The sequence below is a fragment of the Variovorax paradoxus genome, from assembly GCF_029919115.1.
In the GTDB taxonomy this organism is placed as follows: domain Bacteria; phylum Pseudomonadota; class Gammaproteobacteria; order Burkholderiales; family Burkholderiaceae_C; genus Variovorax; species Variovorax paradoxus_O.
Genome location: NZ_CP123990.1, coordinates 2,015,354 through 2,037,842 on the forward strand (window position 1 = coordinate 2,015,354; position 22,489 = coordinate 2,037,842).

Below are 22,489 nucleotides of genomic sequence, written 5' to 3' on the forward strand. Positions count from 1 at the left end.
GTCCTGGATGCGGAGATCGATCGTTCAGTGCGAAAGATGCAAGCCGCATTCGCGGTTGTCTTCGCCCTTGGTCGGGTCCACATAGTCGAAGTTGTTGGGCAGGCCGTTCGCTTCGCAGTATTCGTACAAATCCTTGGACGACCAGTGCAAGAGCGGCGCAACCTTGATCAGGCCGTCGGGGTTGACGCTAACCGGGTCCATCTGCGCGCGCACTGCCGTGTCGGTGGCGCGCAGCGCGGTAAACCACACCTTGGGCGCTGTTTCGCGCAGCGCGCGGGCAAAGGGCTCCAGCTTCACTTCTTCGGTGAACGCGGCGTGCCGCGGATCGTCGAGCGCCGGGGTCGGGCCCTCCACCGCTTCACGGTGTGCGCGCGAGCGGCGCGGCAGGTAGATATGCAGATCCAGGCCGAGCTGCTTCGTCACTTCGTCGGCAAAGCGGTAGGTGGCCTCGGTGTTGTAGCCGTTGTCCATCCAGATCACCGGAACGTCGCGCTTGGCACGCGTGACCATGTGCAGGATCACGGCTTCGAACGGGCGAAAGTTGGTGGTGACGATCGCCGGTTGGCCGAGGCCGATTGCCCAATCCACCAGCCCCTCGGCGTTGCGGCCGAGTTCGGTGTTGATGCGTGCAAAGTCGATGTCGGTGGCAATGCTCATGTCGAAGGTTCCTGTGCTGCGGGCTCAGTTGCTGGCCACGAAGTGCGGCACCGGCTGCACCGCGTCGCCTTGGTAGAAGGCGGCAAAGCGGTCGAACTGGCGCTGCGCGTCGGAGGCGTCCACGCCTTCCTTGAGCACGGCGCTCGAAAAGCCGGTGCGTTCCATCTGCACCAGCTGGTCGATCAGCACGTCGCCGGTGGCCCGGATGTCGCCCTTGAAGCCCAGGCGGCGGCGCAGCAAAAAGGCCTGGCTGTAGGCGCGGCCGTCGGTGAACTTCGGAAAGTTCAGGTCGATGCGCTCGATGTCTTCCAGGCACACCTCGATGGCGAGCGGGTCGGCATCGTTGGGCAGTTGCAGCACCTTCGGGTCGCCGTCGTCGATGTGCTCTTCGGCGGCCAGGATGTTCAGCTTGCGGTTCATGCTGCTTCCTCCACCTTGAAGCGTGCACTGTTGGCCGCGGCCTTGAACGGGTCGTGGCCCACGCGGCGCAACGTGTCGATGAAGGTCTCGCCATTTTCGCGGGTGTCGCGGTAGGTGGTGAGCACGGCCTCGATCACGCCCGGCACTTCGGCCGCCGAGAACGAGGGACCGACCACCTTGCCGGCCTGCGGCGTGCCGCTGAGCGCGGAGCCGTCGGAGCCGCCCAGGGTGACCTGGTACCACTCCTTGCCGTCCTTGTCGACGCCCAGGATGCCGATGTGGCCGCTGTGGTGATGGCCGCACGAGTTGATGCAGCCGCTGATGTGCAGGTCGATCTCGCCCAGGTCGTCGAGCTCGTCCAGGTCCTGGTAGCGCTCGGTGATGGCTTCGGCAATGGGAATGGAGCGCGCATTGGCCAGCGCGCAGAAGTCGCCGCCGGGGCAGGCGATCATGTCGGTGAGCAGGTGCACGTTGGCGCTGGCAAAGCCGGCCGCGCGGGCGGCGAGCCACAGCGCGTGCAGGTCTTCGGCATGCACCCAGGGCAGCACGATGTTCTGGTCGTGCGTTACGCGGGCTTCGCCGGCCGAAAAGCGGTCGGCCAGCACGGCGAGCGTGTCGAGCTGGTCGGCCGATGCATCGCCGGGCGCCTGCTTCAGGCGCTTGAACGACAGGGTGACGGCGCGCAGCGCGGGGTTCTTGTGCGGGGCCACATTGCGGGCCAGCCAGCGGGCAAACTGCACGTCGTCCGCGGCGTGGGCGCGCAACTCGGCGTCGGTCTTCTCAGCGCTTTGCAGCACGCGCGTGGCGAGCGTCGGCGGTACGAAGGATGCGGCAACGCGGTCGTACTCTTCCTGCGTGATGGTGTGCGGTGCGCCGTCGTGCTCGATGATCTGCTTGTACTCGGCTTCTACATCGTCGATGTAGCGCTGGCCTTCGGCCTTTACCAAGATCTTGATGCGCGCCTTGTAGATGTTGTCGCGGCGGCCATAGCGGTTGTAGACACGAATCACCGCTTCGAGGTAATTCATGATCTGCTGCCACGGCAGGAACTCGCGCAGCACGGTGCCGATGATGGGCGTGCGGCCCATGCCGCCGCCCACCTGCACGCGAAAGCCGATTTCGCCGGCCTCGTTCTTCACCACATGCAGGCCCACGTCGTGCCAGCCGGTGGCGGCGCGGTCTTCGGTGGCGCCGGTAATCGCAATCTTGAACTTGCGCGGCAGAAAGGCGAATTCAGGATGCAGCGTGCTCCACTGGCGCATGATTTCCGCGAACGGACGCGGATCGGCAATTTCGTCGACCGCGATGCCGGCACGCTCGTCGCTGGTGATGTTGCGAATGCAATTGCCGCTGGTCTGAATGCCGTGCATGTCGACCGAAGCCAGCAGGTCCATCACGTCGGCGGACTTGGACAGCGGAATCCAGTTGTACTGAACGTTCTGGCGCGTCGAAAAGTGGGCGTAGTGCGTGGGCAGCTTGTGGCTGCCGAGCAGGCCCTGCGTTTCGATGGCCTTCTTGTAGACCTCGGCTTCGGGCTCGTCGTACTCGCGCGCAATGCGGGCCAGCACGCGCAGCTGGCGGCTCGAGAGCTCGCCGTACGGCACGGCCACGCGCAGCATGGGCGCATAGCGTTGCACGTACCAGCCGTTTTGCAGCCGCAGCGGGCGGAACTCGTCTTCGGCGAGCTTGCCCTTTTGCCAGCGTTCGAGCTGGTCTCTGTATTGGGCTGCCCGTTGGTGGACGAACTGGCGATCGAAATCTGTGTATTGGTACATCGTGAGTCTTGAAGAAGTGCGGTGCCGCACGTCCAACGGGGCGCCCCAGCAAGAAGCCGAGATTCTGAAAGCACGCCTTATGGAAGCAAACTATTTTTTGGTTCGCGCCTTATGCGGATAAGCTTATTCTCCAATGCCCATGCGGGTTGCCGGGCGGTTGAATGCTTATTCTGGATAAGGGCGCGAGTGCTCCGCAGGCCTAGGATAAGGCCCATTGGGATTGCGCGTTTTGTCCACTCCCGTCTTGGGGAGAGTGCGGGTGCTGCTTCAGCGCAGCATGGCCGACATGGCCGAGCAGCAGTTCAGCATGCGAACCGCGGCTTCCACAGAGTCTGCGGTGAAACGCAAGCTCACACCATCGACGCGTTCGAACGACGGCCATTGGCAAAAAAGATCGGCCATGGCGGGCGACTGGGTGCGCAGCGTGACCACCTGCGGGCCCTCGAAGACCAGGGGCGCTGCGCTGGCCCTGGCCGCCAGGCCCTGAATCACCCCCGCGTGGATGGCCGCGCGCGACTCATCGGGAGAAAGCGACACGCCGCTGCTGAACCCCGTGGCCCGCTTGGTCTGCACGAAGACCGCATGCGGAAAGACCGGCTGGTTCTCGGCGATGAATACATCGTCTCCGCTGGCCATGACCACCGGCACGCCGTATTCACCGGCCAGCGCGCCATAGAGCCCGGCCTCGCCCAGCTCCTGGTCGCCGAGCCAGATGCCCGCGAACGCAAAGCTGTTGATGGTGTGGGCGAGGATGCCGCGCCCCTGTGCCCGAGAGTGGTAGCCCACCATGCAGACTGCTTGCACGCCTTCTTCTTCCACGCCCGCCACCATGCTCAGGTAGCGCGGCTTGCCCTGGACCACGCGCGCGCGCGCATCGAGCACGTCGGGCGGCATGTTGCGAAAGCCGCCGTGCGAATCGTTGACCAGCACCTCGGTGGCGCCGGCCTCGAAGGCGCCGGCAATGGCCGCATTGGCCTCTTGCGCCATCAGCAGCCGGGCACGCTCGAACTCCGGATTGCCGGGGCGCACCTGCTCCTGGTGGTAGACGCCGGCAACGCCTTCGATGTCGGTGGAGATCAGAACTTTCATGCGGAGCAATGCCTGCGGATCAAGAGATGAAGGAAGAGGGCGGCAGCAGTTCCGAAAGCGCATGCCGGTGGTGGCCGTCGCGGCCGGTAACCGCCGTGGCACGCCACAGCGCGTGGACGATGGCCTGTTCGGTGCTGTCGGCCGCAGCCTGGAAGATATCGTCAAGCAGGCTGTCGTGCAGCATGGCGACGGCGGGCATGGGCCGTTCGGCCCGGTCGGGCACGGTGTACGCGGTCGAAAAAGCCAGTGCGATGTCGCCGCTGCCGTGGCCGAAAACCGAGCCCGTGCGCGCCAGCCCGGCACCTGCGCGCAACGCCAGCCGGCGCAGTTGCCGTGCGTCCAGCGGGGCGTCGGTGGCAATGAGCATGATGATCGAGCCCTTTTCCGGCTCGGCCGCCGCAGTCGCCTGCGCGGCTGCTTCTTGCGAAGCCAGCTGCGCCGCGAGTTGCGCGCCCACCGCCCGGCCCGCCAGCATCAGTTGCGGCAGCCGGCCATAGTTGGCCAGCACCAGCGCGCCCACGGTGTGCACGCCGCCGTGGCGCGAAGGCACGCAGCGCGACGCACTGCCGATGCCGCCCTTGAACTGGAAGCTCGACATGCCGCGGCCCGCGCCCACCGAGCCCTGCTCGAAATCGGCTCCTGCGCTTTGCAGTGCGTGCAGGTAGTCGGCCTCGGTCACTGCCAGCCGCTGAATGTCGTTGAGAAAGCCGTCGTTGCACTCGAAGACCAGCGGATTGACCGTGGGCAGCGAACGCCCCGATTCCGGATTGGCCGCCACGCAGTCGCGGATCTGCGCCGTCGCAACCGTGCCGACGGAGAAGGTGTTGGTGAGCGCGATCGGCGTTTCGAGCACGCCAAGCTCTTCGACCTGCACCAGCCCCACGCTCTTGCCAAAGCCGTTGAGCACCACGGCCGCGGCCGGAACCTTGTCGCGGAAAGCGTCGCCGCCATGCGGGCGCACAACGGTTACGCCGGTCTGCACACCGTCGTCGTTCAGCGTGCGGTGGCCGACCGAGACCCCCTGCACGTCGGTGATGGCGTTGCGCGAGCCCGAGGGCAGGCTGCCGATGTGCGGAATCGATGGCATGCGAGGCCCTGGTCTACTGGCGATCGATCTTCGGGTCGAGCGCGTCGCGCAGCGCATCGCCCAGCAGGTTGAAGGCCAGCACGGTAAAGAAGATGGCCAGGCTCGGGAACAGCGCCACGTGGGGCGAGGTCACCATGTCGGCGCGTGCTTCGCTCAGCATCGCGCCCCATTCGGGCGTTGGCGGTTGCGCGCCCATGCCCAGGAACGAGAGGCTGGCCGCCGTGATGATCGACGTGCCCACGCGCATCGAGAAATACACGACGATCGACGAAATGGTGCCCGGCAGGATGTGCCGCACGATGATGGTCCAGTCCGATGCGCCGATGCTGCGCTCGGCCTCGATGTAGGTCTGCTGCTTGAGCACCAGCGTGTTGCCGCGCACCAGGCGCGCGAACGCCGGCACGCTGAACACCGACACCGCCACCACCACGTTGGTCATGCTGCTGCCCAGGATGGCGACCACGCCCAGCGCCAGCAGAATGCCCGGAAAGGCAAACAGCACGTCGGAGATGCGCATCACGATGCGGTCCCACCAGCCTTCGTAGTAGCCCGCGAGCAGGCCGAAGGCCGTGCCGACGAAGCCGCCCACCAGCACCGAGAGAAAACCCGCCATCAACGAAATGCGTGCGCCCATCAGGATGCGGCTGAAGATGTCGCGGCCCAGCGGATCGACGCCGAACCAGTGCGTGGCCGAAGGGCCCGTGTTCAGCATGTCGTAGTCGAAGAAGTTCTCTGCGTCGAAGGGCACGATCCACGGCGCGAACACCGCAACGAACACCAGCAGCAGCACGAACACCGCCGCAACGATGCCCACCGGCTGCTTCTTGAAGCGGCGCCAGCATTCGCCCCACGGCGTGCGGACCTTGCCCGCGGTTTGAACCGCCACCACGGGCGGAGAGATATTTTCGGCAGACACGCCGGTAGCTTGCGTCATGTCGGCTGCCTCACTTGTAGCGGATGGTGGGGTTGATGTAGCCGTACAGCACATCGACCACCAGGTTGATCAGGATGAATTCGAGCGAGAACAGCAGCACCAGCGTCTGGATGACGGGGTAGTCGCGCATCTGCACGGCGTCGACCAGCAGGCGGCCGAGGCCGGGCCAGTTGAACACCGCCTCGACAAGAATCGAGCCGCCCAGCAGAAAGCCGAACTGCAGGCCCATCATGGTCACCACCGGAATGAGCGCGTTGCGCAGGCAGTGCTTGATGATGACCGTGCGCTCGCGCACGCCCTTGGCGCGCGCGGTGCGAACGAAGTCTTCCTGGATCACTTCGACGAACGATGCGCGCGTGAAGCGCGCCATGACGGCCGCCACCGCTGCACCCAGCGTGATCGAAGGCAGGATGTAGTGCTTCCAGCTGCTGGCCCCCACCGTGGGCAGCCAGCCGAGCTGAACCGAGAAGATCTGCATCAGCAGCATGCCCAATGCAAATGCGGGAAATGAGATGCCCGATACCGCCAGCGTCATGCCGAGGCGGTCGGGCCATTGGTTGCGGAACACCGCGGAAACAATGCCGATGCCCATGCCGAAAATCACCGCCCACACCATGCTGGTGATGGTGAGCATCACCGTCGGAAAAAAGCGCTCGCCGATTTCCGTCGCCACCGGCCGCCGCGTGCGGATCGAGGTGCCGAAGTCGCCTTGCAGCATGTGGGTGAAGAAGCTCACGAACTGCTGCGGCAGCGGCTTGTCCAGGCCCAGCTCCGCGCGCACCATGGCCACGGTCTGCTCGTCGGCGTCCTGGCCGGCGGCAAGGCGCGCCGGATCGCCCGGCAGCATGTGGACGAACAGGAACACCAGCACTGCCACGATGAGCAGCGTCGGGATCAGGCCCAACAGTCGTTTGAGAAAGTAATTCAGCATGGCATACAGGCGATCAGGCCTCTCGGAGCCTTTGGGGCCCTAGTCGGGAGACACCGCGGAACCGGCTTTGCCGGGCCGCTGGTGTCGCCCCCTTGAGGGGGAGGCGGCTACACGAAGTGAGCCGCTTCGGGGGTGGGTCAGTTCACAGCAATGGCGTCGATGTTGATGTTGCCGTCAGGCATCACGTGCACACCCGACAGGCGCTTGGAATGCGCCGACAGGTTCTGCTCGGTGACCAGCGGCACGCGCGGCAGGTCCTTGCGGATCTCTTCCTGCGCGGTCTTGTAGAGCGCTGCCTTTTCCTTGTCGTCCACGGTAATCAGCGCCTTGGCGAGCGCGTTGTCCACCACATCGCTCTTGTAGAAAGACATGTTGTTCAGCTTGGGCGCCCAGGCTTCAGAGGCGAACAGCGGGCGCAGGCCCCAGTCGGCTTCGCCGGTCGACGAAGACCAGCCCGTGTAGTACATGCGCACCTTGGCCGTCTTGGGATCGGGCCATGCATCGACCTGCTCGGTGCGCTGGCCCACTTCGAGCGCTTGCACCTGCAGCTTGATGCCCACTTGCGCGAGCTGCTGCTGCACGAACTGGATCGTCTTCTGGCTGGTCGTGTTGTTGTAGGCACTCCACAGCACCGATTCGAAGCCGTTCGGATAGCCGGCTTCCGCCAGCAGTTCCTTGGCCTTCTTCACGTCGTAGGGAATAGGCGCCATCTTCTCGGCGAACTTCACGCCCTGCGGCAGCACGCCTTGCGCTGGGAAGGCATAGCCGCCGAACGCGACCTTGGCCAGGGCTTCCTTGTTGATGGCGTAGCCGATGGCTTCGCGCACCTTCGGGTTGTCGTACGGCTTCTGCAGCATGTTGAATGCCAGGAAGCGCGTGATGATCGACGGAATGGCCACCACTTCGAGCTTGTCGCTCTTCTTGAGCAGCTCGGCCTGCTCGTAGGGAATCGGGAAGGCGAAATCGGCTTCGCCGGTCTGCAGCATGGCGGCGCGCGTGTTGTTCTCGAGCACCGGCTTCCACTGCACCGTGTCGACCTTGGGGTAGCCCTTCTTCCAGTAGCCGTCGAACTTCTTGGCCTTGACGGCTTCGGTCTGCTTCCACTCGACGAACTCGAACGGGCCGGTGCCCACGGGGTGGAAGGCGATGTCCTTGTTGCCCCACTTCTTGAGCGCGGTGGGCGAGATCATCGCGGCCGATGCATGGGCCAGCGAGTTGATGAAGGGGCCGAACGGCTCCTTCAGCGTGATGCGCACGGTGCTGGCGTTCACCGCTTCGACCTTGCTCACGCGGTTGAACTGGTTGTAGCGCAGCAGCTTGTTGTCCTGGTTCAGCACGCGGTCGAGCGTGAACTTGACGGCTTCTGCGTTGAAGTCGGTGCCGTCGTGGAACTTGACGCCCTGGCGCAGCTTGATGGTGTAGACCAGGCCGTCCTTCGACACCTCGTAGCCTTCGGCCAGCACGTTCTGCACCTTCAGGTCCTTGTCGAACTGGAACAGGCCTTCATAGAAGGTCTTGGTCACGGCCGTGGTGATGGTCGTGTTGGTGTTGTAGGGGTCGAGCGTTTCGGGCTGGTAGCCGATCGACAACACCGCGTCTTTCGCGGCCATTGCCGTGCCGGTCATTGCAAAGGCGGCCAGGCCCAGCAGTGCCGATGCCCATCGCAGGGAGGAAGAAGATTGCTTCATGGAAAGAACTCCAGTCGGTTCGAGGGAAAAAAGCAGGAGGGCCTGCGGGTTGAAAAATTCAGAACGCGCCGCCAACGGCGTGCCGCGCGACAAAGTGCCCAGGTGCCACCTGCACCAGCGGCGGCACGTCGGGCTCGTCGCCCACGGCGCGAATGGGGCTGGGAATTTCGCCTTCGAGCAGCGCGCGAGGCTTGTGGCGGCGCGACGGATCGGCCACCGGCACCGCGGCCATCAGCTTGCGGGTGTAGGCGTGCTGCGGCGCTTCGAAAACCGCGCGGCGCGGGCCGATCTCCACGATCTGTCCCAGGTACATCACGGCGACGCGGTGGCTGATGCGCTCCACCACGGCCATGTCGTGCGAGATGAAGAGAAACGCCACGCCCAGTTCGCGCTGCAGGTCGAGCATGAGGTTGACGATCTGCGCCTGGATCGAAACGTCCAGCGCCGACACCGATTCGTCGGCCACCACCACCTTGGGGTTGAGCGCGAGGGCGCGCGCAATGGCAATGCGCTGGCGCTGGCCGCCTGAAAACTCGTGCGGATAGCGCTGCGCCACCTCGGGCGGCAGCCCCACCTTCTGCAGCAGCCAGTCGACGCGCTGCTGCGCTTCGGCGCCCTTGGCAATGCCGTGGATCAAGAGCGGCTCCATGATCGAGAAGCCGACCGTCACGCGCGGATCGAGCGACGCGAACGGGTCTTGAAAGATGAACTGGATATTGCGGCGCAGCGCCTGCAGCTCGCGCGTCGGCAGCTCGCGGATGTTCTGGCCGCCGAACTCGATGGCGCCGCTCTGGCTTTCGACCAGGCGCAGCAGCGAGCGGCCGGTGGTGGACTTGCCGCAACCTGATTCGCCCACCAGCGCCAGTGTTTCGCCGGGGTAGAGGTCGAAGCTGATCTTTTCCACCGCATGCACGCGCCGCTTCACGCGGCCGAAAAGCCCGCTGCGCACATCGAACCGGGTGACCAGGTCGCGCACGCGAAGGATGGGACCAGCCTCTTCGCGCACCGTGGTCTGCGGCGTTGCGTCGGTGACCGGCACGGTATCGGCGCTGCCTTCGGTACGCAGCAGTTCGAACTTGGCGGGCAGGTCGGTGCCCTGCATGGCGCCGAGCTTGGGCACCGCCGACAGCAGCGCCTTGGTGTACGGGTGCTGCGGAGAGGCAAAGACTGTGTCGGAACTGCCGGCCTCCACCTTGTCGCCGCGGTACATCACCAGCACGCGGTCGGCAATTTCGGCAACCACGCCCATGTCGTGCGTAATGAAGAGCACGCCCATGCGCATTTCTTTCTGCAGCTCGCGAATGAGTTGCAGGATCTGCGCCTGGATCGTCACGTCCAGCGCGGTGGTGGGCTCGTCGGCAATCAGCAACTGCGGCTTGCACGAGAGCGCCATCGCAATCATCACGCGCTGGCGCATGCCGCCCGAGAGCTGGTGCGGAAAACGGTCGAGCACGTTGCGCGCTTCAGGTATGCGCACCAGCTCGAGCATGCGCAACGCCTCGGCGCGTGCGGCCGCGTTGCTCTTGCCCTGGTGGATGCGAATGGCCTCGGCAATCTGCTCGCCGACGGTGAACACCGGGTTGAGCGACGTCATCGGCTCCTGGAAGATCATGGCGATGTCCGCACCGCGGATGTTGCGCATCTCTGCGTCGCGCGCCTGGGCCAGGTCGAGCACTTCGCCGCTGCGGCGGCGAAACGCCATGCGCCCGCCAAGGATGCGGCCGCCGCCATGTTCCACCAGCCGCATCAGCGCGAGCGAAGTGACCGACTTGCCGGAGCCCGATTCGCCCACCACCGCAAGCGTTTCGCCGTGGTCGACGTGGAAAGACAGGTTCTTGACCGCATCGACCGTGCGCTCGGAAGTCGAAAAGCGAACGGTGAGATCGTCGACGGCGAGAACACGGCCGTCTGGCAGGGCGAGGGCAGGGGAGGACATGGCGGTGCGGGAAAAAGAAGGAGCGTGCGCGTCAGGCAAAGATGGCCGTCACAGGGGCTTCATCGCCGCGCGCGTGGCCGCGGTACATGCCTTCGCTGTTGAAGGCGAGGCTCAGGTTGCCGTGGCGGTCGATGGCGATCAGGCCGCCCGTGCCATTGATGGCGGGTAGCGATTGGTGCACCACCGCATGCGTGGCGGCTTCGAGCGTGGCGCCGCCGTAGGCCATGCGCGCACAAACGTCGTAGGCGGCCGCAATGCGGATGAACATTTCACCGCTGCCGGTGCAAGAGACGGCGGCGGTGCGGTCGTCCGCATAGGTGCCGGCGCCGATCAGCGGGGTGTCGCCGATGCGGCCGACGCGCTTGTTGGTCATGCCGCCGGTCGAGGTGGCCGCGGCCAGGTGGCCGTGCATGTCGAGCGCCACGGCGCCCACGGTGCCGAACTTCTTGTCTTCGTCGAGCGGCGGCGTCATGGCGGCACCTTCGTGGTCGGTTACCACGCGGCCGGTATCGCGCACGCGGTAGAGCTGCTGGCGGCGCGCTTCGGTCGAGAAGAAAAATGGCTCGACCATTTCGAGACCGTGCTCGCGCGCAAAGGCTTCGGCGCCGGCGCCGGCCAGCAGCACATGGGCGCCGTCCTGCAGCACGGCACGCGCGGCGCGCACCGGTCGGCGGATGTGGCACACCCCGGCAATGGCGCCTGCGGCCAGCGTGGCGCCGTCCATCACGGCGGCATCGAGTTCATGGGTTTCGTCGTGCGTGAAAACCGCACCGTGGCCCGCATTGAAAAGCGGGCACTCTTCGAGCATTTCAACGGCCAGGCAAGTGGCGTCCATCGCGGATGCGCCCTTGAGCAGCGCGGCCTGCGCGGCACGCACGATGTTCTGCAGCGCGTCGTGATAGGCCTGCGCCTGGGCCGCGCTGGTGGTTGCGGCGCTGATGGTTCCGGCGCCGCCGTGAATGGCGATGACCGGTGTGCTTCTGCTGTTTGTCATGTGGGCGATTTCTTGTTTTTCTTGCGGGCACCGGCCGGCGCCGCGCTCGCGGGTTGTGCGGGCAGCTCAGACCGCGCCAGGCCCTGTGCGCCATGCAGCCAGGGGCGCACGGCTTGCAGGATGCGGCTCGCGGACTGCACCGCGCGGGGTGCACGCAGCGCCACCGCGCTGGTCAGCGCCTCGATCAAGGCCAGCACGCTGGTTTCGCAGTTCGGCCGGTAGCTGGTTTCGGTCTGGCAATAAAGAACCACGTCGGCCACCGGCGCGAGCGGCGAGCTCGGCCGGTCGGTCAGCGCCAGCACGGCGCAGCCCTGGCCGCGCGCAATCTGCGCCAGCGCCACGGTATCGGTGAGATAGCGCGGAAAGGTCAGGCCGATGAACAAGTCCTGCGGCCCTGCATGCATCAGCGTGCGCGCCGCGTGCGTGACGCCGCTCACGCTGGAAAGCATTCGCACGTCGTTGCAGCTGCCGTCCAGGCCGTGCTGCAACAGCCCCGCCAGCCATGCGCTGGCACCAAAGCCGCCGATGTACACCGACCGCGCCTTCAAGATGCGCTGCACCGCGGCCTCGCAGGCGGCGTAGTCCAGCGACTGGCGCGTGGCTTCGATGTTGCGGCGGCTCTCGTCGAGCGCGGTGGCAAACACCTCGGCCACCGTGGTCGGATGCTCGAGGTTGCCGCGCAGGCGCTCCACCGGCGCCACCAGCGATTCAAAACCGCGCACGAGCTCGGCGCGAAAGGTGGCGTAGCCGTCGAAGTCCAACGCGCGGGCAAAGCGGTTGGCCGTGGCAACCGACACGCCCACCACTGCCGCAAGCTCATCGATGGGCAGCGTGGCGACCTGCAGCGGATGCTCCAGAACGTAGTCGGCCACCTGGCGGTGCGACCGCGTCAGCCGCGGCAACGCCTGCGCAATGCGCTGGGCCACGGTGGTGCCGGTGGTGTCTACGTTGGTGCTCATTCGTGGGCCGTGCACTCCGGAAGGGAGTGTTTGATGAAAATCAGTTTACAAATATAAGACAAAAAAGAAAATTTTCTGTCATTTTTGATCGAATGAGCAAATTACGGGCCTGCTTTGGCCCGAACAGGAAGCGGTTTTGCGCAGCGGGAACCGCGGACCAGGAGTCCGGTCTGCCGTTTCAGGTCGGCGTAAGCCCGAGCACCCAGCCCTTGAACTGCTCCAGCGCCCCCGAGGCCGGCGGGCCTTCGGGATAGGCAAAGTAGTAGCCCTGGCTCACATCCAGGTGCCGGTCGATCGGAACCACGAGTTCGCCGGTTCGCAGTTCGCGCTCGATCAGGATGCGCGGTGCCAGGCCCACGCCCATTCCCGCAGCGGCGGCGGCGGTCACCATGGTGAAAAGTTCGTAGCGCGGGCCGCGCGAGGCGTGCAGCGTGTAGTCCCAACCCTGCTGCGCATACCAGTCGCGCCAGGCGTGCGCGCGCGTGCTCAGGTGCACATGGCGGCAACGCTCGAAGGCCGATTCGTCCCATGGCCCATTCGCATCGCGGAAGGCCGGGCTGCACACAGGAACCATCTCGCCTTCGGAAAAGATCAATCCTCCCTGCGTACTCGGCCAGAACTGGTCGCCGAAATAGATGGCGGCGTCATAGGCGTTTTCCTGGAACGAGAAGGGCTGCGTGCGCACCGAGAGATTGACTGTGACGTTCGGGTGCTGCCGGCTGAAGTCGGGGAGCCGTGGAATCAGCCATTGGGTGGCGAAGGTGGGCACCACCGCCACTTCGAGCACAAAACCCATGTCGTGCCCGGCGCTGATTTCCAGCGTATCGCGGCGGATCTGGTCCAGATGGCGGCGAATGCGCGCCGCATATTCACGCCCCGTATCGGTGAGCGTCAACCGCCGCCGCACGCGCGAAAACAGCGGCACGCCCAGCCGCTGCTCGAGCGTGGCCACCTGCCGCCCGACGGCGCTTTGCGTCAGGGCCAATTCGGCCGCCGCGCGGGTGAAGCTCCCCAGGCGTGCCGAGGCCTCGAAGGCCTGCAGCGCGCCCAGGTTGGGAATGTCTTTTCTCATCGTTGCTATTCTGCGTGCGGGCCTCGCGGTTTTTCCCGGCGCTTGTAAGAATGGACCTGTCGGCGAGCAGCAAGAAAGGGTTTTCATGCGTCGTGTGGTGATCATCGGCGGCGGAGCCATAGGTTCTGCCATTGCCTATTTTCTTAACCAGGAACCGGCGGAAGAGCCGTTCGACGTGACCGTGGTCGAGCGCGATTTCTCGTACACGCAGGCTTCGTCGGCCTTGTCCGCGAGCTCGATCCGGCAGCAGTTCTCCACCGCCATCAACATCGAGATGTCGCTCTACGGCATCGAGTTTTTTCGCCGCCTTGGCGAAACCCTGCGCGTGGGCGACAACGTGCCCGACATCGGCCTGGTCGAACCCGGGTACCTGTACCTTGCTTCGCCGGAAGGCGTCGACGTGCTGCGCGAGAACCATGCAACGCAAAGGGCGCACCGCGTCGACGTGGTCTTGCTGACGCCCGAGCAGCTGGAAGCCCGCTTTCCGTGGATTTCGACCGACGGCGTCGCGCTGGCGTCGCTCGGTCTTTCGGGCGAGGGCTGGTACGACGGCTACAGCCTGCTGCAGGCGTTTCGCAAAAAGGCCATTTCGCAGGGCGCCCGTTATGTGCAGGCCAAGGCAACAGGTTTACAGCGCAGCGGCCGCATGCTGACGGGCGTTGAACTGGACATCGGCGACCCGATCGAGGCCGACGTGGTGGTCAACGCCGCGGGCGCCTGGGCCGCCAAGGTGGCCGGCTGGGCCGGCATCGATCTGCCGGTGCGCGGCCGGCGCCGCATGGTGTTCAGCTTTTCGTGCCCCGACACCTTGCCGGGCTGTCCGCTGATCATCGACACGTCGGGCATCTGGCTGCGCCCCGAGGGGCGCCGATTCATCTGCGGCTTTGCGCCGCCGCAGGACAGGGACCGCGACGATGCGCCGCTCGAAGTCGACTACCGCGTTTTCGACGATTTCATCTGGCCGGCACTGGCAGCGCGCGTGCCTTCTTTCGAAGCCATTCGCATGACCAGCGCCTGGGCCGGCTACTACGAGATGAACGTGTTCGACCACAACGCGATCCTCGGGCTGCACCCGGACTGCGACAACCTCTACTTTGCCAACGGCTTCTCGGGGCACGGGCTGCAGCAGTGCCCCGCGGCGGGCCGAGGGGTGGCGGAACTCATTCGCCACGGCGAATACCGCACCCTCGACCTGTCGCCGGTTTCGTTTTCGCGCATTCTCGAGAACAGGCCGCTGGTAGAGAAGAACGTGATCTAGCCGGAGGCCGGGCGGAGGCGTACGATGCTTCGCAAGCGAGGGCCACAGCATCATGACTGCACAGGCATTGATCGATACCGCACAGGCGCTGGTTGCCGGCGACAAGGGCTTGCTCGCAATGGACGAGAGCAACGCCACCTGCCACAAGCGCTTTGCGAAGCTGAACATTCCCCAGACCGAAGACGCACGCCGCAGCTGGCGCGAACTGATCGTGACCGCGCCGGGCCTCGGCGCATGCATCAGCGGCGCGATTCTTTTCGACGAAACCATACGGCAGCGCACCAGCGGGGGTGCGTCGTTCGTGTCGGCGCTCGAGGCGGCGGGCATCATTCCGGGCATCAAGGTCGACACCGGCGCGAAGCCTTTGGCCGGCCACGCGGGAGAGGCGGTGACCGAAGGCCTGGACGGACTGCGCGAGCGCCTGGCCGAGTACGCCGGCATGGGCGCGCGCTTTGCCAAGTGGCGCGGCGTCATTACACCGGGGCCCGGCTTGCCCAGCCGGGCATGCATCGAGGTGAACGCCCATGCGCTGGCCCGCTATGCGGCCCTTTGCCAAGAGGCCGGGCTGGTGCCGATCGTGGAGCCCGAGGTGCTGATGGAAGGCGACCATTCCCTCGCGCGCTGCGCCGAAATCACCGAAGACACGCTGCATGCGGTGTTTGCGCAGTTGCGCCTGCAGGGCGTGCTGCTCGAAGGCATGCTGCTGAAGCCCAACATGGTGTTGCCCGGGCAAGACTGCCCGAAGCAGGAGGGCGTGGACGAGGTTGCCGAGGCCACGGTGTCGTGCCTGCTGCGCACCGTGCCTGCGGCGGTGCCTGGCGTTGCATTCCTGTCGGGCGGCCAATCGGCACAGCTCGCATCGGCCCGGTTGAATGCCATGAACGCGACATTCGGTTCGCGCCTGCCATGGGCTCTGGCGTTTTCGTATTCGCGCGCGGTGCAGCAGCCGGCGCTCGATGCGTGGAAGGGCGACGCCGCCAACGTTGAAGCGGCCCAGCAAGCACTGGTGTACCGCGCCCGCTGCAACCAGGCTGCGCGGCGCGGCGCCTACGACGCATTGGCGGATGCGCCCGAACCGGGCTGAGCCTCAACTGCTTTTGGCCGTATTCACCAGCACCGGCGTCTGCCGGTAGTCTTCGGGAAACAGCTTCTTCAAGTCTTCGATCTTCGGCTGGTCGTGGAACACGATGTACGCATGCCTTGGGTGGCGCGTGAGAAAGTCCTGGTGATAGGCCTCGGCCGCATAGAAGGGCTTCGACATTTCGATGGTGGTCGCGAGCGGCTTGCCGAAGGTGTTGGCCTGGTTCAGCTGCGTGATGTATGCCTTGGCAATGCGTGCCTGTTCGATGTTCTCGGCAAATACGGTCGAGCGGTATTGCGGACCGGTATCGGGCCCCTGCCGGTTCAGCTGGGTCGGATCGTGCACGACCGAGAAATAGATCTGCAGCAGCTTGCCGTAGCTGATCTGCTGCGGGTCGTAGGTAATTCGAACCGCTTCGGCGTGGCCGGTGCGGCCCGACCCGACGTCGTCATAGCGCGCCGTCCTGGCATCGCCGCCGGCATAGCCCGACACGGCGTTGTTCACGCCCTTGACGCGCTGGAACACGCCTTGCACCCCCCAGAAGCAGCCGCCGGCAAACACCGCGGTGTCGTACTTGAGGGTGGGCGGGGCCGCGAGGTCGACCGCGGCCGCCGGCACGCGCCGCCCGGGATCGGCAGCCGAAGACACGGCAGGCCAGGCCATCGCTGCGGCTGCGAGTGCGGCGGCGGTGAATGCAAGGATTCTCATGTGCGGTTCCGATGCGAGTGAGTCTGCGATGCCAGCGGATGGGAGCGACATTGCCGCCGATTGCGGCGGGCGTCAATGCCGCGTACCCGCGCCTCTTACTTCTTCATTTCGTCCTTGCCCATCGCGTCCTTGGACATGCTGTCCTTCTTCATGCCGTCCTTGGACATCGAGTCTTTCTTCATTCCGTCCTTGGACATGGAGTCCTTGGCCATCGAGTCCTTCTTCATGCCGTCCTTTGCCATCGAATCCTTGGCCATACCGTCCTTGGCCATGTCGTCCGCGGCAAGGGCCGAGGCGCCAGCAAAGGCGATGCAGGTTGCGAGCAGGGTTGCAGTGAGCTTGTTCATTCGGAATCTTCCAGTTGATGTTTCATTTTTTCAAGAGAACGGCACGGTCCCTCTGGAACACGGCCTCGCGCTTTCATCGGCAGTCGAGTCGCACGGGTGCGGCTCAGCTCCCTCCGAACCAGTTGTAGCCCTGGTCTTCCCAGTAGCCACCTGAATAGGTGTTGGTGACGAAGATCGCCTTGATGTGCTTGGGGTTCTTGTAGCCAAGCTTGGTGGGCATCCGCAGCTTCATGGGAAAGCCGTACTTCGGCGGAAGGGGCTGCCCGTCGTAGCTGAGGGTGAGCAGCGTCTGCGGGTGCAGTGCGGTCGGCATGTCGATGCTGGTGTAGTAGTCGTCGGCACACTTGAAGCCGACATACTTGGCCGTTGTGTCCGCGCCGATGCGGTGCAGGAAGTCGGCAAATCGCACGCCGCCCCATTTGCCGATCGCGCTCCAGCCCTCCACGCAGATGTGGCGCGTGACCTGGTCGTGCTGCGGCATGGCGCGCAGCTCGGCCAGCGTCCAGTTGCGCCTGTCGGCGACCATGCCGGTCACTTCGAGCCTGTAGCCGGCCTCGTCGACCTCACGGACCTCGTCTTCGCCGTAGTAGGCGTTGAACGGGAAGGGCCGCGTGATCATCGATTCGGGGTAGGTTTCAGCGAGCTGCGTCGGGCTGAAGATCAGGCCCTGCACCTTGTCGTTGAAGCGCGAGATCTTCGAGAGCGCCGCTTCCACATGGCTGTCGTCGCTGATGCTGCAGCCCGTGAGCAGCGACAGGCCGCCGAGCGTGAGCGAGCGTTGCAGGAAGGCGCGGCGCGCGGGCTGGTCGAGCTGCCGTGCGATCAGCGTGCGGGCTTCGCGCACCACGGCGTCGCCGTCGACGCCGGTCATTCGGGGGGCTTTGAATATCTTCATCATTGCTTTGGCGCGCGGCCGCGGATCATGGTGAGAAGGGTGCGGGGCACGAGCGCCACCATCACCAGGTGCACGGCGACAAAGGCAACCAGCGATGCCATGCCGAAAAAGTGGATGCGGCGTGCAAGCTCGTAGCCGCCCAAGAGTTCGCGCAGCACGGCGAACTGCACCGATTTCCACAGCACGAGGCCCGAAAGCACGATCACGGCAATGTCGAGCATCACGAACAGGTAGGCCAGCTTCTGCACGCTGTTGTAGCGGCGCGGGTCGGCATGCGAGAGCCGGCCCTTGAGCGCGGCCAGCGCGTCGTGCCAGACGCCGGCGGGCGTGACCGGAAAGAACCTGGCGGCCAGCCGGCCGCTGGCGATATTGATCGCCAGATAGACGAAGCCGTTGAACACCAGCAGCCACATGGCCGCAAAGTGCCATTGCAGCGCGCCGCCGAGCCAGCCGCCCAACGTGACCGCGTCCGGAATGCGGAACGCAAAGAGGGGCGATGCGTTGTAGATGCGCCAGCCGCTCGCCACCAGCACCAGCACCGCAAGGGCGTTGAGCCAATGCGTGATGCGCATCCACAGCGGGTGGATGGAGCGGGCATCGGGTGCGGTGCTTGCAATGGCGTTGCTGGTCATGGAGCGGATTCTTGGGCGCACCCCATGGCCGATTCATCACGCAAAGTTCAATTAATCGTGATAACTCCCGAAGCCGGTTGGCAGGACAATCGGCGCCATGGATACCGCCAAACGCGTGCTGATCGTCGAGGACGACGCCCACATCGCCGAGCTTCTGCGCATGCACCTGCGCGACGAGGGCTACGAGGTCGGCCACGCAGCCGACGGCCACGCCGGCCTTCGCGAACTGGAGCGCGCCCAGTGGGACGCGCTGGTGCTCGACCTGATGCTGCCGGGGGTCGACGGTCTCGAGATCTGCCGCCGGGCCCGCGCCATGGCCCGCTACACGCCGATCATCATCATCAGTGCGCGGTCGAGCGAGGTGCACCGCATATTGGGACTGGAGCTGGGCGCCGACGACTACCTGGCCAAGCCTTTTTCGGTGCTGGAGCTCGTGGCTCGCGTCAAGGCGCTGCTGCGCCGCACCGATGCGCTGGCGCGCAATGCGCGCATGGAGTCGGGGAGCCTCGCACTGGGCAATCTCGACATCGACCCGCTGGCACGAGAGGTGCGCGTCGATGCCAGGCTCATCGAGCTCACGCCGCGCGAGTTCGACCTGCTGTACTTCTTCGCGCGCAATCCGGGCAAGGTTTTTTCGCGCCTCGACCTGCTCAACCAGGTCTGGGGCTACCAGCACGACGGCTACGAGCACACGGTCAATACGCACATCAACCGGCTGCGCACCAAGGTCGAGGCCGATCCGGCCGAGCCGCGGCGCATCCTGACGGTCTGGGGGCGGGGCTACAAGCTCTCGGCCACCGGTGCCGGCGAGGAGGGGAGCGCATGAGGACCCCGGCCGCCTGGGCCACGCTCTCGCGCCGCCTCTCGATGGTTTTCGCGGTGCTGCTGCTGGCCTGCTGCGGCGCCTCGGCCTGGCTGCAGGTGCGCGCGAGCGGGCTGCACGGGCAGGAAGTTGTGCAGCGCCTGTCGAGCGGCCTGGCGGCGCACATTGCCGAGAACTCGGAGCTGATGCGCCCCGGCGGCCTCAACCAGGCCGCGGTGAAGGACCTGTTCGACAAGCTGATGGCGGTCAACCCCAGCGTGGAGGTCTACCTCTTGGGGCTGGACGGCCGCATCGAGGCGCAGGCTGCGCCGCCCGGGCACCTGAGGCGCGACCGCGTCGCGCTCGAGCCGATCCGCAAGCTCCTGTCGGGTGCTGCGCTTCCTATTGTGGGAGACGATCCGCGCAGCCCGAACGCAGCCAAGGTGTTCAGTGCAGCACCGCTGAAAGTGGGTGGTCGGGATGCGGGCTACGTCTACGTGGTGCTGCAAGGTGAAGACTACGACGCGCTGGCCGCCAGGCTCGCAACCGACAATCTCTTGCGCACCACGCTCTGGTCGATGGCGCTGGTGGCGCTGCTCGGGCTCATTGCAGGCCTGGCGGCCTTCCGGCTCATCACGCGGCCGCTGCGCGAGCTGACCCAGGCGGTCAAGCAATTCGAAACCGGGGGGGTGGCTTCGCTGGAGACCGAGGGCCCGGCCCCGGCCGGCGGTGAAGCCGCCGGGCTGGAGCGGCTCTCGCATGGCGGCGACGAGATCGCGCTGCTGGGCCAGGCCTTCACGCAGATGAAGCGCCGCATCGCCGAGCAATGGCGCGAGCTCACGCTGCAGGACCAGCAGCGCCGCGAACTCTTCGCCAACATCTCGCACGACCTGCGCACGCCGCTCACGTCGCTGCACGGGTATCTTGAAACCCTGCTGCTCAAGGCGGGCACGCTCAGCGAAGAAGAGCGCCGGCGCTATCTCGAGATTGCGCTCGGCCAAAGCCGCAAGGTGGGCCGGCTCGCACAAGAGCTGTTCGAACTGGCGCGGCTCGAATACGGCGTGGTCAAGCCCGAGAAGGAGAACTTCGCGTTGGCCGATCTGGTGCAAGACGTGTTCCAGAAATTCGAACTCGCGGCCGAGGCCCGCCAGCAGCAGCTCAGGCCCGACATTGCACCGGGCCTGCCGGTGGTGTCGGCCGACCTGGGAATGATCGAGCGCGTGCTGACCAACCTGCTGGACAACGCCATCCGCCACACGCCGGCCGGCGGCCGGATCGAAGTTCAGCTGCGGCCCGCCAGCTCAGGCGTGGCCGTGCAGGTAAGCGACACGGGCCCCGGCATCCCGGGCGAGTTGCAGAAAGGGCTCTTCGTGCGCCCGGTGTTCATGAGCGGCGCGCGCAGCGATGGCTCCGGCAGCGGCGGGCTGGGCCTGGTGATCGTGCAGCGCATCCTGCAACTGCACGGCAGCGACATCAGGCTCGTGCAGCAGCCCGACAAGGGCGCGGTGTTCCGTTTTCAGCTGGGCGGGGCCGCAGGCGCCTGAAGCGCCTGGGCCCGTGCGGCCGGGCGGAAGTTCCGCTTCAGCCGTTCGAGCCGGCGCGTGCTTCAGGGCGGGCAGGGGCGTGCGGCCGCTGCTCCCGGACGCGTTGCCTGGCTGGTGGCGCTTTCGTCCACCGTGCCAAGCGGGCGCGTGAACGTGCAGCCGTAGGCCGGGTCCGCCACCGTGGCCGCGGTCATCACGTCGTCGCCCGCCGGCTTCACGCCGTCGCGCTCCCACTTGACCATTGCATCGAAGGCCTCGACCTGCTCGGCAATCGTGAAGTCGCAATGCGAGATGCCGCGCACCGCGCGCTGCACCAGCCAGCCGCTGTTGCCCTTGGCCGCCACGCGCTGGTTGTAGATCTGCTCCATGCTGAAGGGCACGTACAGGTCGCCCAGCGTGTGCAGCGTAACCACCGGGATCTTGAATTCGCCGTTGGCCTTGGGAATCCAGCGCAGGCCGTCGGTGCGCAGGCGGTTGGCGTCGGCCGCAGCGGTGAGCTTTAGCACCGATGCGTTCAGCGCGGTTGTTCCCGGCACATCGCCATCGATGGTGTAGGTAAAGCGGTTGGTGTCGAGCGTGCTCTTGTTCAAGATGCCGTTGACCGTGCCGTCGCTGCCGAACACGCCCCACACCGCGGCGAATGAACCGCCCTGCGTAAAGCCAAGGTCGAACATCGGCCGCTCGCCGCCCGTGAGGTTCTTCACCACCGATCCGAACTTCAGGCCGGTGGCCGTGGGCGTGCCCGGGAAGGCCGTGTAGAGCGTGCCCGTGACCTGCGTCCTGATGTCCAGCCAATTGACGGTCGGGTACTTGGGCAGACCTGCCAGCGCCTGTGCGGCGATCTGAGCACCTGCAAAGTAGTCGAACAGCTCGGTGTCGCCGACCACCCCGCACATCGGCACCGCGCCGTTGTATTTGACCTTGTGGTTGGCCGTGGCGTAGGCCTCGTCCTCGATGGCTGCCGCGGTGATGTGGCCGCCCATCGAATGGCCCGTGATGTAGATTCTTGAAGGCGCCGCAAGCTCCCTGCCGTTGGCCTTGGCAATGGCGTTGAATTGCAGGGCCAGCGCGTTGGTGTCTTCCACGCCAGCGCGCACGTCATAGAAGTTCTTGCTGTAGCTCGATGCCGCCCAGGCATAGCCGTTCTGGATGAGGTAGCGGCGGATGGACGGCTCGTTCACCTTCAGCAGGTTGACGTCGCCGGCGTATCCGTGCGCGTACATCACCAGCTTGCCGTTCCAGTTGGCGGGAACCTCCACGTGGTACTGCGCGCTGCCGAGCATGCCGGCCCAGCGGCTGGTGGTGGCGTTGTCGATGGCGTCGCTGGCGTCGGCGGCAAGCGCCGGAAAAGTGGTGGCCGATGGGTCGAAGGGGGCGAACGCGTTGCGGCTGTCTTGCAGGCGCGTCTCTTCGGGCGGCGGCGGGGGCGGGGGAGGAGGAGGGGGCGGCGCGGGTGCCGGAGCCGGCGGCAGCGGGGTGAACGCAAAGCCGCCCCCGCCGCCACCACCGCCGCAGGAGGCGACGGCAAGGCTGGCTGCAAGGGCAAGGAGTGTCAGGCGCGCGGAATGCATGGGATGTTTCTCTCCGTTCTTGTGGCGTTGGGAAGAAGAAGCCAGGCGCAGCGCTGCATCGCCAGGCCGTAGAGAACGACCGTGCTATTTCGCTGGACCGGCGGCGCAG

At 65.7% G+C, this 22,489-nt stretch carries 21 protein-coding genes; 4 read left to right on the top strand and 17 right to left on the bottom strand.

The annotated features are described in order from the left end of the window. Positions 1–24: 24 nt before the first annotated feature. The 12 genes from QHG62_RS09875 to QHG62_RS09930 form a co-directional block, all read right to left on the bottom strand. On the bottom strand, positions 25–657 hold the full coding sequence (locus QHG62_RS09875) for a phosphoadenosine phosphosulfate reductase family protein (protein WP_281150693.1): 633 nt from the start codon (positions 655–657) through the stop codon (positions 25–27). Positions 658–681: 24 nt separating this feature from the next. Continuing rightward, on the bottom strand, positions 682–1,077 hold the full coding sequence (locus QHG62_RS09880; RefSeq protein ID WP_281150694.1) for a DUF934 domain-containing protein: 396 nt from the start codon (positions 1,075–1,077) through the stop codon (positions 682–684). Beyond that, positions 1,074–2,852 carry a nitrite/sulfite reductase gene (locus QHG62_RS09885; protein ID WP_258506010.1) on the bottom strand — a complete coding sequence of 593 codons (1,779 nt, stop codon included), beginning with the start codon at positions 2,850–2,852 and terminating at the stop codon, positions 1,074–1,076. The genes QHG62_RS09880 and QHG62_RS09885 overlap by 4 nt, the downstream gene beginning before the upstream one ends. 267 nt (positions 2,853–3,119) lie before the next feature. Further along, complete coding sequence (locus tag QHG62_RS09890) at positions 3,120–3,941, bottom strand: M55 family metallopeptidase (RefSeq protein ID WP_281150695.1); 822 nt, start codon at positions 3,939–3,941, stop codon at positions 3,120–3,122. Between the two features lie 19 nt (positions 3,942–3,960). After that, positions 3,961–5,028, bottom strand: a complete 1,068-nt coding sequence (locus QHG62_RS09895) for a P1 family peptidase (protein WP_281150696.1) — start codon at positions 5,026–5,028, stop codon at positions 3,961–3,963. Between the two features lie 13 nt (positions 5,029–5,041). Continuing rightward, entirely contained in the window at positions 5,042–5,962 is a 921-nt protein-coding gene (gsiD, locus tag QHG62_RS09900) for a glutathione ABC transporter permease GsiD (RefSeq protein WP_281150697.1), read from the bottom strand. A 10-nt stretch (positions 5,963–5,972) separates the two neighbouring features. Then, positions 5,973–6,893, bottom strand: a complete 921-nt coding sequence (gsiC, locus tag QHG62_RS09905; protein ID WP_281150698.1) for a glutathione ABC transporter permease GsiC — start codon at positions 6,891–6,893, stop codon at positions 5,973–5,975. A gap of 137 nt (positions 6,894–7,030) precedes the next feature. Continuing rightward, positions 7,031–8,581, bottom strand: coding sequence for a glutathione ABC transporter substrate-binding protein GsiB (gsiB, locus tag QHG62_RS09910; protein WP_281150699.1), 1,551 nt, complete (start codon positions 8,579–8,581; stop codon positions 7,031–7,033). Positions 8,582–8,639: 58 nt separating this feature from the next. Then, a complete protein-coding gene (locus QHG62_RS09915) occupies positions 8,640–10,517 on the bottom strand; it encodes a dipeptide ABC transporter ATP-binding protein (RefSeq protein ID WP_281150700.1) in 1,878 nt (625 codons plus the stop codon). A gap of 31 nt (positions 10,518–10,548) precedes the next feature. Beyond that, on the bottom strand, positions 10,549–11,511 hold the full coding sequence (locus QHG62_RS09920) for an isoaspartyl peptidase/L-asparaginase family protein (protein ID WP_281150701.1): 963 nt from the start codon (positions 11,509–11,511) through the stop codon (positions 10,549–10,551). Then, positions 11,508–12,470, bottom strand: coding sequence for a MurR/RpiR family transcriptional regulator (locus tag QHG62_RS09925; protein WP_281150702.1), 963 nt, complete (start codon positions 12,468–12,470; stop codon positions 11,508–11,510). The genes QHG62_RS09920 and QHG62_RS09925 overlap by 4 nt, the downstream gene beginning before the upstream one ends. 178 nt (positions 12,471–12,648) lie before the next feature. Then, complete coding sequence (locus QHG62_RS09930) at positions 12,649–13,542, bottom strand: LysR substrate-binding domain-containing protein (RefSeq protein WP_281150703.1); 894 nt, start codon at positions 13,540–13,542, stop codon at positions 12,649–12,651. Between the two features lie 85 nt (positions 13,543–13,627). Between QHG62_RS09930 and QHG62_RS09935 the strand changes: the two genes are divergently transcribed. Continuing rightward, positions 13,628–14,800: an NAD(P)/FAD-dependent oxidoreductase gene (locus tag QHG62_RS09935; RefSeq protein ID WP_281150704.1), complete on the top strand. Its 1,173-nt coding sequence runs from the start codon at positions 13,628–13,630 to the stop codon at positions 14,798–14,800. Positions 14,801–14,852: 52 nt separating this feature from the next. After that, the gene (locus QHG62_RS09940) at positions 14,853–15,884 is read left to right on the top strand and encodes a class I fructose-bisphosphate aldolase (RefSeq protein ID WP_281150705.1); all 1,032 of its coding nucleotides are present in this window, start codon (positions 14,853–14,855) and stop codon (positions 15,882–15,884) included. A 3-nt stretch (positions 15,885–15,887) separates the two neighbouring features. On the opposite strand, the gene msrA is transcribed toward QHG62_RS09940, so the two are convergent. From msrA to QHG62_RS09960, 4 genes are all read right to left on the bottom strand, one after another. Then, the gene (msrA, locus tag QHG62_RS09945; RefSeq protein WP_281150706.1) at positions 15,888–16,589 is read right to left on the bottom strand and encodes a peptide-methionine (S)-S-oxide reductase MsrA; all 702 of its coding nucleotides are present in this window, start codon (positions 16,587–16,589) and stop codon (positions 15,888–15,890) included. Between the two features lie 95 nt (positions 16,590–16,684). Then, positions 16,685–16,936, bottom strand: coding sequence for a pentapeptide MXKDX repeat protein (locus QHG62_RS09950; RefSeq protein WP_281150707.1), 252 nt, complete (start codon positions 16,934–16,936; stop codon positions 16,685–16,687). Positions 16,937–17,039: 103 nt separating this feature from the next. Then, entirely contained in the window at positions 17,040–17,831 is a 792-nt protein-coding gene (locus QHG62_RS09955; RefSeq protein WP_281151561.1) for a molybdopterin-binding protein, read from the bottom strand. Next, the gene (locus QHG62_RS09960) at positions 17,831–18,463 is read right to left on the bottom strand and encodes a cytochrome b/b6 domain-containing protein (protein ID WP_281150708.1); all 633 of its coding nucleotides are present in this window, start codon (positions 18,461–18,463) and stop codon (positions 17,831–17,833) included. Before QHG62_RS09960 ends, QHG62_RS09955 begins: the two co-directional genes overlap by 1 nt. Positions 18,464–18,560: 97 nt before the next feature. On the opposite strand from QHG62_RS09960, the gene QHG62_RS09965 reads away from it, so the two are divergent. Then, on the top strand, positions 18,561–19,289 hold the full coding sequence (locus QHG62_RS09965; protein ID WP_281150709.1) for a response regulator transcription factor: 729 nt from the start codon (positions 18,561–18,563) through the stop codon (positions 19,287–19,289). Next, positions 19,286–20,809 (top strand): sensor histidine kinase, encoded by a 1,524-nt coding sequence (locus tag QHG62_RS09970; protein ID WP_281150710.1) that lies wholly within the window; start codon positions 19,286–19,288, stop codon positions 20,807–20,809. Before QHG62_RS09965 ends, QHG62_RS09970 begins: the two co-directional genes overlap by 4 nt. A 62-nt stretch (positions 20,810–20,871) precedes the next feature. On the opposite strand, the gene QHG62_RS09975 is transcribed toward QHG62_RS09970, so the two are convergent. Beyond that, positions 20,872–22,380, bottom strand: a complete 1,509-nt coding sequence (locus QHG62_RS09975; RefSeq protein ID WP_281150711.1) for an alpha/beta hydrolase family protein — start codon at positions 22,378–22,380, stop codon at positions 20,872–20,874. Positions 22,381–22,489 lie beyond the last annotated feature (109 nt).